The organism is Kribbella sp. NPDC051952 (assembly GCF_040680855.1).
In the GTDB taxonomy this organism is placed as follows: domain Bacteria; phylum Actinomycetota; class Actinomycetes; order Propionibacteriales; family Kribbellaceae; genus Kribbella.
Window position 1 is genome coordinate 165,965 of the sequence record NZ_JBFAXQ010000015.1, and the last position, 15,185, is coordinate 181,149.

Below are 15,185 nucleotides of genomic sequence, written 5' to 3' on the forward strand. Positions count from 1 at the left end.
GACGCGAACCTTCCTCAGGAGGTGGGGCGGAGTCGCTGCAACGCGGCCGCGGCCACGATGACGAGTCCCTTGATCAGGAGCTGGATGTTGGAGTCGATGTTGTTCAGGGCAAGGATGTTGTTCAGTACGCCGAGCAGCAGCGCGCCGGCGACCGTCCCGGCCACCGAGCCCCGGCCACCGGCCAGGCTGGTCCCGCCGATCACCACCGCGGCGATCGCGTCCAGCTCGTAGCCGATGCCGTCGTTCGGGCTGCCCTGGTTCAGCTGGACCGCGTGCACGATCCCGGCCAGCGAGGCGAGCAACCCGCAGATCGCGAAGACCGCGATCTTGACCCGCACCACCGGTACGCCGGACAGCCGGGCCGCCTTCTCGTTGCCACCAACGGCGTACAGGTGCCGCGAGAACGCGCTCACCCGCAGGAAGACGACCGCGGCGATCGCGACCACCGCGAAGATCAGTACCGGGATCGGGACCGTTCCCCCGAAGGTGCGTTCGCCGAGCAGGGCGAACGATGACGGCGCCTCGTTCGGACCGTCGCCGTACGCGATCGCGACGCCCTGGCCGCCGGACCAGATCCGGGCCAGACCGCGCGCTATCTGTAGCCCTGCCAACGTGACGATGAAGGACTGGATCCCGATCATCGCGGTCGCGATCCCTTGCAGCGCGCCGAACACCAGGCCGATCGCCAGCACCAGCAGGACGGACGGCAGGAAGCCCCAGTCGTTCTCGACCATCAGTACGGCGGATCCGACCGCGGCCAGCCCGAGTACGGCGCCGACCGAGAGGTCGATGCCGCCGATCAGGATCACGAACGTCATCCCGACCGCGATGATCCCGATCTCCGACACCGCGCGGACCACGTTGGCCAGGTTGTCCGCGCTGATGAACAGGATCTCGCCGTCCTTGCGCGGCGAGAAGATGATCGCCGCGATGAACACCGCGAGCAGCCCGAACACACTCTGGAACCGGAACAGCGTCGCGACCACTCCACCGGCGGACTGCTCCACCGGCGTCGCAACAGCAGCCTTGTCCTGTACGTCGGTCACTGGGCTCCTCCGACTTCCTCGAACACTGCACCTTGTCCCATCGCCGCCGCCAAGAGATCTCCTTCGCCGGAGTCCGCCGTACTGAACGACGCCACGTCCCGCCCGTCCCGCAGGACGACGACCCGGTCACACCCGCCGATCAGCTCCGGGAGCTCCGACGACGCGAGCAGTACACCGATGCCTTGACCGGCGAGCTCTCCGAGGAGCCGGTAGATCTCGGCCTTGGCGCCGACGTCGACGCCGCGGGTGGGTTCGTCGAGCAGCAGCAGCTTCGGCTCGGTCAGCAGCATCCGGCCGAACACGACCTTCTGCTGGTTTCCGCCGGACAGCGTGCCCACCTCGTCCTGCAGCCGGCCGAACTTCAACCGCAGCCGATCCGCCATCCGCACCGACGCCGCGCGTTCCATCCGGCGCGCGATCACACCCAGACGTCCGTACGACGGGAGGCTCGAGACGACCGTGTTCGCGAGGATCGAGTGGAACAGCACGAGCCCGGACGCGCGCCGGTCCTCCGGGACGAACCCGATGCCATGGGCAAGTGCCTGCCGTGGCCGACTGGGGTGGATCTCCTTGCCCTCCAGCAGAATCCGGCCGGTCCGCGTGCCGGCGGGCGCGACGCCGTACAGGGTCTCGAGGAGTTCGGTCCGGCCTGCACCGAGCAGACCGGCGAGGCCGACGATCTCGCCGGAACGGACGGTCAGTGAGATGCCGTCGGGGTCGCGGCGGCCGGGCCGGGGGCGGCGTGCCTTCAGTGCCAAGTCATCGACGCGGAGGAGTTCGTCGCCGGTGTCTGCATCGGGGGTGGTGAACATGGTCTGGACCGGGCGGCCGACCATCGCCTCGACGACTTCCGCCGTACTGAGTTTGCGCGGGTCGAAGCTGGTGACGATCTGGCCGTTGCGCAGCACGGTGGCGCGATCGGCGACCTGCGCGATCTCTTCCATCCGGTGCGAGATGTAGACGATGCCGACGCCGTTGCGGCGCAGCTCGCGGATGACCTCGAAGAGCCGCTCGACCTCGGCGGTGGTGAGGGCCGAGGTCGGCTCGTCCATGATCAGCACGCGCGCGTCGAGCGAGATCGCCTTCGCGATCGTGACGAGTTGCTGCTCGCCGACGCGCAACTCGCCGACCGGCCTTCGCGGGTCGAGCGCGACGCCGCTGCGCTGGAGCAGGTCACGGGCCTCGCGGTCCATCCGGCGGCGGTCGACGGTGTTGAGCCGCGTGCGGAGTTCGCGGCCGAGGAAGATGTTGTCGGCGACCGACAGGCCGGGGACGAGGTCGAGCTCCTGGTGGATCATCGCGATCCCGGCCGACTGCGCGTCGGTCGGACCGTTGAAGCGGATCGGCGCACCGTTGATCTCGATCGTGCCGTCGTAGTCGGTGACGTCGCCGGACAGGATCTTCATCAGCGTGCTCTTGCCGGCGCCGTTCTCGCCGAGCAGCGCGTGCACCTCCCCCGCGCCGAGGGAGAAGCCGACCTCCCGGCACGCCTGTACGCCGCCGTACCGCTTCCCGATCCCGGTCATCCGGACCAGCTCAGCGCCCTCGGTCTTCGGCCCCGTCATCGCACCTCCGCCCGGGTGAGTAATCGATTTCCCGGACGCTAGACCGCGCCCCTCCAGCCCGTCAACCCCTCACCAGGTCTACGAACCGATCCGTGACCCAGCTTCGTCGCCGAACCAGCTGGAGAGGCACCTATTCGATCTGCGTGAAATGGTCCGTCAGCTACCCGAAACGGAGACCTTCGCGAAGAGTGGGCGGCCGCTCGGGGGCATCACGAAGTTCTGCACCCGGCTGCGCACGGCGGAGTTCGAGGCCAGGTCGGCCGGGAAGACACCGACCGCGTCGTCCCACATGATCTGACCGGCCTGCTCGTACAGCTTCGGTCGCTGCGCCTGGTCCACCGTCGACCGCGCGTCGAGGAGGAGTTTGTCCAGCGCCGGGTTGCAGTAGCCGTTGCGCTTGGCGCTGCAGACGTACAGCCGGGCCAGGGTGTAGTCGGCGTCGCCGGTGCCGGTGACGTTGGTCTGCAGGTTCATGTCCCAGTTGAGCTTGCCGAAGTCCTCCAGCCATTGGGCGCGCTCCTTCTCCAGCGGCTTCACCGTGACGCCGATCTTGGCCCAGTCCGAGATCATCGCCTGCGCCAGCGCCCGGATGTTCGGACCACCTTCCAACGGCCACTGCATCGACGTACTGAACCCGTTCGGGTACCCGGCCTCGGTCAGCAGCTGCTTCGCCTTCGCGGGGTCGTAGCTGTACGGCGCCAGCTTCGGCGCACCGATCACGCCCTGTGGCACCGGCGCCTGCGCGACCGACGCGAGATCGCCGAAGAGATCCTTGATCGTCCCGTCGAGGTTGAGTGCGTGCCACATCGCCTGCCGGACCCGCTTGTCGTTGAACGGCTTCCGGTTCGAGTTGAACCAGTCGAAGTAGTACGTCCAGCTCGGCGAGGTCGAGTAACTGATCGCGTCACCGCCCTTGACCGACCCGACCTGATCGGGCGGGATCTGCGTGAGCACGTCGACCTCGCCGTTCTCCAGCGCGGTGATCCGCCCGCTGACCTCCGGGATGTTCACGAAGTCCAGCTTGGCCAGCTTCGGAGCTCCGTCCCAGTACGTCGGATTCGCCGCCAGCTCGAGCTTCTCGTCGGGCTTGAACGACGTGACCACGAACGGCCCGGTCCCGATCGGCTTGGTGGCGAACCCATCGGTGTCGACCTTCGCGGCCGGCCCGATGAACAGCAGTGTCAGCGAACTCAACAGGGTGCCCAGCGGCTTACTCGTCTTCACCGTCACGGTCTGGTCGTCGGTCGCCGCGAACGACGTCACCGTCGAGTACAGCGGCACCAGCGGACCGTCGAGCTTCTTGTGCCGTTCGTACGACGCCACCACATCCTTGGCGGTGAACGGCGTACCGTCGGAGAACTTCACGCCGGAGCGCAGCTTGAAGACCCAGGTGCTGGGGTCCGGGTTCTGCCACGAGGTCGCGAGGACCGGCACGATCTTGCCGTCGTCGACCCGGACCAGCGGCTCCATGACCTGCTGGATCGTGGTCTGCACGCTCTCCTCACCGGCGTACTTGTAGGTGTCCAGCGACACCGGGAACATGGCCGGCGCGTAGACCAGCGACTGTTCACCGCCGCTGCTGCTACTCGGTTCACTCGCCGGCGAACACGCACTCAGCGCGGCCAGGGCGGTCACGGCGACGGCCGCGACTAATCGCTTCCTCAACACAGGGGTTCTCCTCAGGGGTGATGCCGCGGCACGGTGTAGGTGGCGACGACCGGGTAGTGGTCGGAGGGAGCACGGCCGTCGTGGAAGAAGTCGACGACCTCACTGGTCCGCGCGGTCAGTGGGCCGCGGGCGAAGATCCAGTCGATCGCCTTCGGTGGTGAGGCGAGCGGCGACAGCCGGGTCCCGATCGGACCGGTGGCGACCGTCGGCACGACCGGATGGGTCACCGGTGAGTGCCGGCCGAGGGCGGTGAAGCTGTCCAGGAACCCGGCGTTCCCGAGCTCCCACTGCGGTGGGCCGATGTCGTTGATGTCGACGGTGAACAGGCAGGCTCCGTCGCCGGCCAGCCGCTCGAGCTCCGCCGCGATCGCCTGGGCCTGGGTGACCCGGCGGTTGACGTGGTCGGTGCGCTCGTCGGGATGCCCGGGCCAGGTCAGATGCGCCGTACTGAAGAGCAGGTCGGTCCCGTCGATTGTCTGCAATCGGACCCAGAACAGCCGCGCGTCCGGGGAGAGGATGCCGACGTCCTCGGCGCCGTGTTCGACGTACGTGAAGAGATCGCGCCGCCACCACAGGTTGCTCTGCGTTGCCCAGCCGGCTTCGCCGTCGACACGGTGATGGCCGGGCATCGCGTCGTCGAGCAGCGCGCGGGTCACGGGCCGGAGCTCCTGGACCGCGAGGAGGTCCGGCGGCCGGGTCGTGAACAGCTCGGTGATCGCGTCGCGCCGCTGGTCGAGGTGGTAGTCGGCCCACAGGTTGTAGGTCATCGCCACGAAACTGAAGTTGCCCAAAGCAATCATTCGTCGACCGTCCAGGTAGGAACGTTGTACGCCGTCAGGCCGGTGACCGCGAGGAGGTCGTCGACCTGGAGCGTGGTGAGCGAGCAGTTGACCGGTGGATCGAGCACGACCTCGCGGCCCGGTGGCAGCCGCAGCGTCGAGGCGGTCGCAACCCGGATCGGGCCGCCGTGGGTCACCACCAGGACCCGGCGCGCACCCGATCCGGCGATCTCCCGGATCGCGTCCCAGACCCGGGTCCTCAGCTGGGCAAAGGTCTCGCCACCGCCACGGGCGATGTCCTCACCTCGGGCGAAGGCCTCGACCACCTCGGGTTCTTCGGCGTACACCTCGGTGAAGGTCCGCCCGCCCCAGGTGCCGACATCGATCTCCCGCCACTGCGGATCGATGCGGACCGGCGGGCGGTCACCGCTGTCGACGTACGGCTGAAGGGTCTCTGTCACGCGCTGGAGATCGCTGGCGACGATCTGGTCGAAGTCGCCGGAGCCCAGGTATTGCGCGGCCTGTTTGGCCTGTTGGTGGCCGAGTGGGCTGAGGCCGGTGCCTTGCTGGCCTTGGTAGCGGTCCTCGGCGTTCCAGAGCGATTCGCCGTGCCGCAGCAGCACCAGTTCGGTCCGGCTCATCGGCCGGCTCCGGCGAGCTCGGTGGCGAAGTGGCAGGCGGCTGGATGCAGGTCGAGGCGGGGCGTCAAGGCTGGGTCCTCCTGAGCACAGATGTCTTCGGCTTTCCAGCACCGCGTACGGAACCGGCAGCCGGACGGTGGATCGGCCGGTGACGGGATGTCGCCGCCGATGATGATCGGCTCGCGGGCGGGCCGGTCCCACGGCTTCGGGTCCGGCACCGCCGACAGCAATGCCTGGGTGTAGGGGTGCAACGGCCGCTCGAACAGCTCGTCCCGGGTCGCGGTCTCGACCACCCGGCCGAGGTACATCACCGCGACCCGATCGGAGATATGGCGTACGACGGACAGGTCGTGCGCGATGAACAGATACGCGAGCCCGAGATCCCGGCGCAGGTCGTCCAGCAGGTTGAGCACCTGGGCCTGGACGGAGACGTCGAGCGCGGAGACCGCCTCGTCGCAGATCACGAGTTTCGGGCGCAGGGCCAGGGCGCGCGCGATGCCGATCCGCTGACGTTGGCCGCCGGAGAACTGGTGTGGATACCGCTGCGCGTGATCCGGGTTGAGGCCGACCCGCTCGAGCAGCTCGCGGACCTCGGTGCGGAAACGGTGACGCGGTACGACGTCCGGGTGGATCTCCCAGGCCTCGCTGACGATCTGCTCGACGGTCGCGCGTGGGTTCAGCGACGCGTACGGGTCCTGGAAGATCATCTGCAGCTGGCGGCGGACTCGTCGCATGGATGCCTTGGGCAACGACGTGAGTTCTTCGCCCTCGAAGACGATGCTGCCGGACCGTGCCTTCTCCAGGCCGATGATGGTCCGGGCCACGGTCGACTTCCCCGACCCGGACTCGCCGACCAGCCCGAGCGTCCCACCGGCCGGGATGTCGAAGGAGACGCCGGCCACGGCCTGGATCTGCCCGACCGGGCGCCGAAGCAGCGCCGAGCGCAGCGGGAACGAGGTGTGCAGATCACGTACGGACAACAACATCGGTGCGCACTCCTTCCGGATGGTGGCAGGCGGCTTGGTGGGTTTCGGGGCGACCGGCCAGCAGCCGCAGTTCGGGCTCCTGTTCTGCGCACAGCGCGTCGGCGTACCGGCAGCGGGGCCGGAAGGAGCAACCCGAGGGGAGCGACAGCAGGTCGGGAGGCGAACCTTGGATGGGGATCAGGCGTTCGCGGGAAACGTCCACCACCGGGACCGACCCCAAGAGACCGGCCGTGTACGGATGCCCGGTGTGCTCGTAGACCTCGCGGACCGCGCCGGTCTCCACCACGCGACCGGCGTACATCAGGACGACCCGGTCAGCGACGCCGGCGACAACGCCGAGGTCGTGGGTGATCAGGAGCAGCGACATACCTTCCTCGGCCCGCAGCCGGGCGAGGAGGTCCATGATCTGCGCCTGGACGGTGACGTCGAGGGCGGTGGTGGGCTCGTCGGCGATCAGCAACCGCGGCGACAACGCGAGTGCCATCGCGATCATGACCCGCTGCCGCATCCCACCGGAGAACTGGTGTGGGTAGTCGTCGAGCCGCTTCGAGGCGCCCGGGATACCGACCCGTTTCATCAGCTCCAACGCGGCCGCGCGTGCCTCCCGACGAGACGCGCCGCGATGCCGGCGGAACATCTCCCCGATCTGCGCACCCACCCGGAACACCGGGTTCAGCGAACTCAGCGGATCCTGGAAGACCATCGCGATCTCGCGCCCACGCAGTCCTTTCGCCACACCGGGAGCCAGCAGATCGCGACCGTCGTACTCGATCGATCCTCCGGTGATCCGGCCCGCGGGCCTGGGCACGATGCCCATCACGGCCTGCGCGGTGACGCTCTTCCCACTTCCCGATTCACCCAGCAGCGCAACGGTTTCCCCGGCACCGATCTCGAACGACGCACCGTCGACGGCCGTCACCACGCCAGCCGCGGTGGAGAACTCGACCCGCAGATCGCGGACAGTCAGCAAACTCATCACAGACTCCTCAGCCGCGGGTCGTAGCGATCCCGGAGGGCATCGCCGAGGACGCCGAGCGAGATCACCAGGAACGCGAGGGCGATGCCCGGGATGGTCGAGATCCACCACGCGTCCGCGAGGTAGTTGCGCCCGTTCGCGATCGTCACGCCCCAGCTCGGCGTACTGGCCGGCGTACCGAGTCCGAGGAAGCTCAGGGAGGCCTCGGCCAGGATCACGTGCCCGATCTCGACCGTCGCCACGACCAGTACGGGCGCGACACAGGCCGGCAGCACGCACCGCGTGATCAACCGCCAGGTCCCGGCACCCAACGTCCGGGACGCGTCGACGAACTCGCGCCGCCGGGTCGCCAGCGCCTGCCCCCGCGCCACCCGGGCGAACGTGACCCAGTTCGACACCGCCAGCACGATCACCACGTTCACCACCGACGGCCCGAGCAGAGCCGCGATGAAGATCGCCAACAGGATCGAGGGGAACGCCAGCTGGATGTCCGCCAGCCGCATCAGTACGCCGTCCAGCCAGCCGCCGAAGTACCCCGCGGTCAACCCGATCGTGACTCCGATCGTCCCGGCCAGCACCAGCGTGGCGAGCCCGACCGCGATCGAGATCCTTGCCCCCTGCAACATCTGGGCGAACAGGTCCTGACCGACCTGATCGGTCCCGAAGATCGCGAACGACCCGTCGGACAACCGGCTGAACGGCGGCTTCAGCCGATCCGCGGTCCGGGTGTCGACCGGGTTGAAGTGCACCAGCCACGGTCCGAGTACGGCGGCAACGACGTACACGCCGATCACCACCAGGCCGAACCTGATCCGCGCCGATCCGGCCCGGGTACGGCGACGCACAGCCACCGGGGCTACTAGCGAAAGGTCGACAGCCATGGTCAGTCACCAGCCAGCCGGACCCGCGGGTCCAGGAATCCGTAGAGAAGGTCGACCACCAGGTTGATGCCGACGAAGATCGTTGCCACCAGCAAGATCGAGGCCTGTACGACGCCGTAGTCGCGGCGCCCGATCGAGTCGATCAGCAACCGCCCGACCCCGGGCCAGGCGAACACGGTCTCGACGATCACCGTCCCGCCGAGCAGAGCCCCGAACTGCAGACCGACCACAGTCACGATCGGGATCAGCGCGTTCCGGAGCGCATGGACCAGGATCACCACGCTCTCGGCCAGCCCCTTGGCCCGGGCGGTCTGCACATACCCTTCGTGCACCACCTCGAGCAGACCGCTGCGAGTGAGCCGCACCAGAATCGCCAGGAACGGCAACGCCAGCGTGATCGTCGGCAGCACCAGATGCCCCCAGGTTCCCGACCCCGCACTCGGCAACACCTTCAGGCCGCGGGCGAACACCAGGATCAGCACGATCCCCAGCCAGAACGACGGCGTCGACTGACCCATCAGCGAGAACACCGAGATGGTCCGGTCCACCCAGCTGTGCGCACGCAGGGCCGCGACCACCCCGAGCGGCAGACCGATCAGCAACGACAGCAGCAACGCCGTCGTCGCGAGCTGGATCGTGGCCGGAACCCGTTGCAGCACAAGGCTCATCGAGTCGGCGTTCAGCCGGAACGACTGCCCGAAGTCGAGGTGCACGACGTTCGCCAGGTACGTCGAGTACTGCTGGATCAGCGAGTGGTCCAGCCCGAGTTGCGCCCGCAGCGCCGCGACCTGTGCCTGATCCGCGTCCGGTCCGAGCATGATGTACGCCGGATCGCCGGGGACCAGCCGCAGGACGACGAAGATGATCGTCACCGCGCCCCACAACACGAACAGCGAGAAGAACAGCCGCCGGACGACGTACGCGCCCATCAGCTGCCGCTCCGCAGTACCGACACCACGCGTCGTACCTCCTCGATCGAGCCGGTCTGGATCAGCTCCGCACCCAGCGCGCCCGCACACCGGCCGTCGCGGTCCCGGACCGGTACGGCGACCATCCGCGGCAGGGACGCGACCGGGCGGGAGTTGTGCGCGAAGCCGGAGACCCGGACCCGCCGCAGGGCGTCGAGCAGGTCCGGGGTACCGCTGATCTGATCGGCGGGCAGCGCGGAGAGGTAGGCCCGGCCGAGGGCACTCTGCCGCAGGGACACGGCATGACCTGGTTGAACCGAACCGCCGCCCGAGACCGCCGCGACCTGCAACACCGTGCCCGCGGTCTTGGGCAGGGGTTTCGCCAGCACGACCAAGCGGCCGAGCCGGTCGCTGAGGTCGGCCAACTCGGCGCGCGGCCGGCGCTCGGCCGGACGGATGGCGGCAAGGCCGTCGAGCGCGGTGTAGCGATGATCGTCGACCCGGTCGGCCAGGCCGTGTTCGCAGAACGTCACCAGGATCCGGTGCACCGTGCTCTTGTGCAGGCCGACGACGCCGGCCAGCTCGGTCACGCCGTACGGCCGGTCTTCACGGTTCAGCTCGGCCAGCACGGTGAGGGCGCGGCTCAACGACTGCATGATGCCTCGATTCCGTGAACGTTAACGGTAGCGTTAATGCACCGTAGAAGCGTGATATTTGAGTGTCAATAGACCGTTGTTGCTCAGGATGGAACGGCCGGTTGACCGCGATTTCCCGTGAACGTTAACTTCGCCGCACATCAACTTCTCTGGGAGGCACTGCGTGACGACATCCGACGTACGCGCCGGGCTACTGGCCGCCGATCCCCGTTTGTCCAAGTTCTCGCCACTGCCGCGCATCCTGGCCTTCGACGAGTTCGACAGCGGGACGCACGGCTGGTGCGAGCTGCTCGGCAACTACAACGGCCGCGGCGACCTCAGCACGGTCGACGACCACATGCGCGACTTCCGGCCGCCACAGCTGTCGGCCTGCAACTTCTTCGACATCGGTACGCACGGTGCCCTCAGCGGCACGTACGCGCTCAAGCTCGCGACCCGCCCGCACAAGGGCCACACCGCGGTCGCGATCCGCCGGCTCACCATGAGCGGCCGTGGGCCCGTACAGCTCGAGACGTACTTCGCGTTCAAGTCCGAAGCGACGCTCGGCGGCGGCGAGGAGCTGGACAGCTTCGGCGACGTGCAGTGGGACGGCAACACCCATCCCTCCGAGGCACAGTTCGGCGCGTTCACCGTCGCCACCGACCTCTGCGGCGACGGCGGGCTGCGCTACCACACGGTCGCGCGCTACCAGAACACCGATCTGGACAACCACTTCACCCGCCGCTGGATGGCTCCGACCGTGCCCGAGCCGACGCCGCGCGAACACTTCGAGGGCAAGGTCAAACTCGAGTACGCCGCCGACTTCACCGCACCGAACCCCGAGGACTGGCAGCAGTTCGGTGAGCCGCAGGAGCTCTGCTACAACGAGGTCCCGACCAAGGTGAACTGGCACTACCTGCGCTGGCTGGTCGACACCGAGAAGCGGCGCAACGTCGAACTCCAGGTCAACGACCGGGTGATGGACATGCGCGACGTACCGGTGCCGCCGTACGAGGAGCGCTACGAGACGCTGGAGAACCTGCTGAACTTCTACTTCTCCGTCCGCACCCACAGCAACACGCGGAATTTTCTCTTCCTCGACTCCGTCCTCATCTCGGTTGATTGGTAGGCCCATGCGACAGTCCATGACGGCGGTGCTCGAACGCGACACCACCTTCGACACCCGCTTCGCCACCGAGCCCTACGAGGTCGCCTGGGCCGGTGAGGCCCGCTGGTTCGTCCAGCACGTCGGCGGCGACGGTACGGCGAGCTATGTCACCCAGGTCTCCCCCGACGGCATCACCTGGTGCGATCTCGACGACAACGAACATCTTGCCGAGCCGGGCAAGCTGGTCAGCTGGCCGGTGACGGGGTTCGGTCATTGGCTCCGGCTGCGCGCTAAGGTCGACGGCTCGGTCCAGGTGCGGATCCACCTGGCTGTGAAGGCTTAAGCTGCCGGAGGGGAGGTCGGGGATGGCGGAGGCGCGACGCGCGACGTTGCGGGATATCGCGACGGCGCTCGGGCTGTCGGTGAACACGGTGTCGCGCGCACTGGGCGACAAGGACAGTGTCAGCGCGAAGACGCGTGCGGCCGTGCAGGCCGAGGCGGCCCGGATCGGGTACGTCCCGAACACGCTGGCCCGCTCCCTCGTCCTCGGCTCGGCGATGACGCTCGGCCTGGTCATCACCAACCCGTCCAACCCCTTCTACGCCCAGCTGATCAGCAGCATCGAGCTCCGGGTCCGCGCCCAGGGGTACTCGTTGCTGCTGCTCGTCACCGACGAGAGCGCGGAGAACGAGCAGCGCGCCACCGAGGCGTTGCTGCGGTCCGCGGTCGACGGCGCCGTGGTCGTACCGGTTCAGGCCGAGTGGGACCACTGGCGCCGGGTCCGGGATGCCGGAATCCCGTTGGTGTTCGTCAATCGCGACGTACCCGAACTCGACTGCGACATGGTTGGCGTCGACAACGAACGCGGCTCGTACGAGGCCACCAGCCACCTGATCGCCGGCGGCGCGCGGCGCCTGCTGGTACTGGAAGAGGACCTCCCGATCACCACGACGGCCGACCGGGTCGCGGGCTTCCGGCGAGCGATGTCCGACGCCGGATTGAAGGTCGCCGACGACACGATCCGCGCCGTACCGACCAAGCGCTACGACTCGCTCGCCCTGCCCTGGCAGCCGGAAGAGGCCTACCGCTTCGCCCAGACGTTGCTGGGTGATCGTCATCCGGATGCGATCGTGACCGGCAACGACTACTTCGCCCTGGGCCTGCTCCGCGTGCTCGCCGAGCGCGGCCTGGCCGTTCCCGACGACGTCGCCGTGACCGGATACGGCGATCACCCGTACGCCGCCTACCTGGAGACACCCCTCACCACGGTCCGCCTCCCCGCCGCCGAGGTGGGCACGACCGCGGTCGACCTCCTCCTTCAACGCCTGCGGAACCCCGGTACCGACCGGCCGCGCAAGACGTTGATCCGCCCGGAGCTCGTGGTCCGGGCTTCTACTGCTCCGAGTCGAGCCAGGCCCTGACTGACTCGTTGTGTTCGCCGAGTCGTGGCGGCGGGAGGTTGGTTTCGCGGGCTCCGGCGTACGGCTGGTCGTCGAAGCGGAGCGGTGGGCCGGGGAGTTGGATGCGGCCGAGGGTCGGGTGGTCGACGTCGATCAGCAGGCCTTGCGAGAGCGTCTGCTCCCACTCGTAGACCTGCTGGAAGTCGCGTACCTTGCCGGCCGGAATCCCCTTGTCCGCAAGGCGTTCCAGCCACACGTCCGCCGGCGCGTCCGCGAACACGGTCTCGATCGCGGCGGTCAGCTCGTCGCGATGCGCCACCCGCTGAGCGTTGACCGCGAACCGCTCATCTGCCGCATCAAGCCCCACGATCGGCGCGAAGGTCCGCCACTGCCCCTCACTCCCGACAGCCACCTGAATGCTGTCGTCGGCAGTCCGATACATCCCGTACGGCGCAATCTGCGCATGATGATTGCCCACGCGTTCGGGCAGTTGATGCGCCACCGTCCACTTCGTCCCGTGGAACGCATGCACACCAACCACGGACGCGAGCAGACTCGTCCGCACCACCCGACCCTTGCCCGTGATCGATCGCTCGTGCAACGCCGCCACTGCGCCATAAGCGCCGTACATCCCGGCCAGCAGGTCCGCGATCGGCGCTCCCACCTTCGTCGGCTCGACCGCACCGGTGATGCTCATCAGACCGCCCTCACCCTGCGCGATCTGGTCGTACCCGGCCCGCCCGCCATCCGGCCCGTCATGCCCGAACCCGGTGATCGAGAGGATCACCAACCCCGGATTGAGATCGTGCAACCGCTCGACCGAGAACCCGAGCCGGTCGAGCACCCCGGGGCGGAAGTTCTCGATCAGCACGTCGGCCTTGCGGACCAGCCTCGTCAGGAAATCCTTGCCGTCGGCGGACTTCAGGTCCGCCGTCACCGACTCCTTGTTCCGGTTCGCGGACAGGAAGTACGTCGACTCACCCTCGACGAACGGTGGTCCCCAGCCGCGGCTGTCGTCACCACCCTCGGGCGTCTCCACCTTGATCACCCGGGCGCCGAGATCACCCAGCATCATCGCCGCATGCGGCCCGGCCAGCGCACGGGTCAGATCGACGACCACGACATCCGAGAGAAGGTTCTGCACGGCGCCACCCTAGGCGAGGAACGACCGTCCAGCCGTGACGCGATTCTCAGGCCGGCGGCTTCACAACGCTGCGTACGGCGGCAAGCAGCGCGCTCCGGTGCTCCGTCAATCGGTCGGCGGACATGGGGTCATCGCCGGCCACGGCGAGCAGCCCGACCGGGGCACTCAGCCAGCTCTCGGTCATCCGCAGGACGATCGCGAAGAGGTCGGCCGCCGGAATGTCGGCGCGCAGCCGCCCGGCGCGCTGCGCACCGGTCACCGAGTCGAGGCGCTCGCGGTAGCTGTCGAGCTCGGCCTCGGTCGGTTCGGTCCGTTCGAAGCCGCGCCAGATCGCGATTCGCCGGGCCGCCGGGTTGGCCACGACATAGTCGAATCGGCTTGCGGCGAACGCGACCAGGTCGCCGTCCTCGAGCGGCACAGCCTTGACGACCGTGGGGGCCTGCTCGTCGACGACCGCGTCGAACAGCGCGTCCTTGTCGCCGAAGTACACATAGATAAGGCGCTTGTTCGCGCCCGCACGGTCAGCGATCCGGTCGATCCGGGCACCGGCCAGCCCGTACTCGGCGAACTCCTCGGTGGCGGCCCGCAGCAGCAGCGCCTTCGTGGCGCTGGAATCACGCGGACGCCGCTGAGCTGTCGACTCGGACATGCGATTCACCCTCTCACCTGCGTGTGTTACCAGGCCAACTGCCCGTCAGCGCTGAAGAACTCGCCGGTCGGGCCGTCCGGGCCGAGCTGGGCCAGCCGGACGATGACCTCGGCGCCCTGCTCAACTGTCTGAGTGCCGGCGTGGTGGTTCAGGTCGGTCGCGGTGAAGCCCGGGTCGGCCGCGTTGATCCGGACGCCTGGAAACGCCTTCGCGTACTGCACGGTGACCGCGTTTACGGCTGCCTTCGAGGCCGGGTACTCGACCGCCGGATAGAAGTGCGCCGGCGACCGCTCATCGGCGAACGCGCGCACCAGACCCAGCCCGCTGCTGACATTGACCACGACCGGCGCCGCGGAGCGTTGCAGCAGCGGCAGGAACGCGTGCATGGTCCGGACCTGGCCGAAGACGTTGGTCTCGAAGACACTTCGCATTGAGTCGGCGGTCACCTCGGCGACCGGGATGAAACCGCCGTCGGCCTTGCGCGGCTCGATACCGGCATTGTTGACCAGCACGTCCAGGCCGCCGTCGGCCTCGATGGTCTTGGCCACGGCCTCGACCGAGGCGTCGTCGTTCACGTCGAGCTGGATGAAGCGGGCGCCGAGCGCCTCGGCTGCGGCGCGACCACGGTCGGCGTCGCGGGCTCCGGCGTACACGGTGTGGCCGGCGGCCAGCAGTTGGCGGGCGGTCTCGTAGCCGAGGCCCTTGTTCGCGCCGGTGATGAGGATGGTGGACATGGCCGGTCTCCCTGCAGAAGTAACTAACTAGATATATACAGCATGACCCGCGACAAGACTTAAGT

Annotated in this window: 16 protein-coding genes; 3 read left to right on the forward strand and 13 right to left on the reverse strand. The window is 68.2% G+C overall.

What is annotated here, in order from left to right; genetic code table 11:
• Nucleotides 1-14 precede the first annotated feature (14 nt).
• The 10 genes from AB0L70_RS26650 to AB0L70_RS26695 form a co-directional block, all read right to left on the reverse strand.
• Nucleotides 15-1,046: an ABC transporter permease gene (locus tag AB0L70_RS26650; RefSeq protein ID WP_363688695.1), complete on the reverse strand. Its 1,032-nt coding sequence runs from the start codon at nucleotides 1,044-1,046 to the stop codon at nucleotides 15-17.
• The gene (locus AB0L70_RS26655) at nucleotides 1,043-2,611 is read right to left on the reverse strand and encodes a sugar ABC transporter ATP-binding protein (protein WP_363688697.1); all 1,569 of its coding nucleotides are present in this window, start codon (nucleotides 2,609-2,611) and stop codon (nucleotides 1,043-1,045) included. The genes AB0L70_RS26650 and AB0L70_RS26655 overlap by 4 nt, the downstream gene beginning before the upstream one ends.
• Nucleotides 2,612-2,767: 156 nt before the next feature.
• A complete protein-coding gene (locus AB0L70_RS26660) occupies nucleotides 2,768-4,276 on the reverse strand; it encodes an ABC transporter substrate-binding protein (protein WP_363688699.1) in 1,509 nt (502 codons plus the stop codon).
• A 14-nt stretch (nucleotides 4,277-4,290) separates the two neighbouring features.
• Nucleotides 4,291-5,079, reverse strand: coding sequence for an endonuclease/exonuclease/phosphatase family protein (locus tag AB0L70_RS26665; RefSeq protein WP_363688701.1), 789 nt, complete (start codon nucleotides 5,077-5,079; stop codon nucleotides 4,291-4,293).
• Complete coding sequence (locus tag AB0L70_RS26670; RefSeq protein ID WP_363688703.1) at nucleotides 5,076-5,699, reverse strand: histidine phosphatase family protein; 624 nt, start codon at nucleotides 5,697-5,699, stop codon at nucleotides 5,076-5,078. The genes AB0L70_RS26665 and AB0L70_RS26670 overlap by 4 nt, the downstream gene beginning before the upstream one ends.
• Nucleotides 5,696-6,685, reverse strand: coding sequence for an oligopeptide/dipeptide ABC transporter ATP-binding protein (locus AB0L70_RS26675; RefSeq protein ID WP_363688705.1), 990 nt, complete (start codon nucleotides 6,683-6,685; stop codon nucleotides 5,696-5,698). The genes AB0L70_RS26670 and AB0L70_RS26675 overlap by 4 nt, the downstream gene beginning before the upstream one ends.
• Complete coding sequence (locus AB0L70_RS26680; protein WP_363688707.1) at nucleotides 6,666-7,661, reverse strand: ABC transporter ATP-binding protein; 996 nt, start codon at nucleotides 7,659-7,661, stop codon at nucleotides 6,666-6,668. The genes AB0L70_RS26675 and AB0L70_RS26680 overlap by 20 nt, the downstream gene beginning before the upstream one ends.
• Entirely contained in the window at nucleotides 7,661-8,542 is an 882-nt protein-coding gene (locus AB0L70_RS26685; RefSeq protein WP_363688709.1) for an ABC transporter permease, read from the reverse strand. The genes AB0L70_RS26680 and AB0L70_RS26685 overlap by 1 nt, the downstream gene beginning before the upstream one ends.
• Before the next feature lie 2 nt (nucleotides 8,543-8,544).
• On the reverse strand, nucleotides 8,545-9,471 hold the full coding sequence (gene nikB / locus AB0L70_RS26690) for a nickel ABC transporter permease (protein ID WP_363688712.1): 927 nt from the start codon (nucleotides 9,469-9,471) through the stop codon (nucleotides 8,545-8,547).
• A complete protein-coding gene (locus tag AB0L70_RS26695; RefSeq protein WP_363688714.1) occupies nucleotides 9,471-10,106 on the reverse strand; it encodes a helix-turn-helix domain-containing protein in 636 nt (211 codons plus the stop codon). The genes nikB and AB0L70_RS26695 overlap by 1 nt, the downstream gene beginning before the upstream one ends.
• 163 nt (nucleotides 10,107-10,269) lie before the next feature.
• Between AB0L70_RS26695 and AB0L70_RS26700 the strand changes: the two genes are divergently transcribed.
• From AB0L70_RS26700 to AB0L70_RS26710, 3 genes are read left to right on the forward strand one after another with little or no spacing between them, the layout of a single operon-like run.
• Entirely contained in the window at nucleotides 10,270-11,214 is a 945-nt protein-coding gene (locus AB0L70_RS26700; RefSeq protein WP_363688716.1) for a DUF6772 family protein, read from the forward strand.
• Between the two features lie 4 nt (nucleotides 11,215-11,218).
• A complete protein-coding gene (locus AB0L70_RS26705) occupies nucleotides 11,219-11,536 on the forward strand; it encodes a hypothetical protein (protein WP_363688718.1) in 318 nt (105 codons plus the stop codon).
• Between the two features lie 22 nt (nucleotides 11,537-11,558).
• Nucleotides 11,559-12,614 carry a LacI family DNA-binding transcriptional regulator gene (locus tag AB0L70_RS26710; protein ID WP_363688720.1) on the forward strand — a complete coding sequence of 352 codons (1,056 nt, stop codon included), beginning with the start codon at nucleotides 11,559-11,561 and terminating at the stop codon, nucleotides 12,612-12,614.
• Here AB0L70_RS26710 and AB0L70_RS26715 read toward each other — a convergent pair.
• The 3 genes from AB0L70_RS26715 to AB0L70_RS26725 are packed head-to-tail and all read right to left on the reverse strand — an operon-like array spanning nucleotide 12,586 to nucleotide 15,120.
• Nucleotides 12,586-13,737 (reverse strand): CoA transferase, encoded by a 1,152-nt coding sequence (locus tag AB0L70_RS26715; protein ID WP_363688722.1) that lies wholly within the window; start codon nucleotides 13,735-13,737, stop codon nucleotides 12,586-12,588. The two genes, AB0L70_RS26710 and AB0L70_RS26715, sit on opposite strands and share 29 nt — an antisense overlap.
• A gap of 46 nt (nucleotides 13,738-13,783) precedes the next feature.
• Nucleotides 13,784-14,386, reverse strand: a complete 603-nt coding sequence (locus AB0L70_RS26720; protein WP_363688724.1) for a TetR family transcriptional regulator — start codon at nucleotides 14,384-14,386, stop codon at nucleotides 13,784-13,786.
• Between the two features lie 26 nt (nucleotides 14,387-14,412).
• Complete coding sequence (locus AB0L70_RS26725) at nucleotides 14,413-15,120, reverse strand: SDR family NAD(P)-dependent oxidoreductase (protein WP_363688726.1); 708 nt, start codon at nucleotides 15,118-15,120, stop codon at nucleotides 14,413-14,415.
• Nucleotides 15,121-15,185 lie beyond the last annotated feature (65 nt).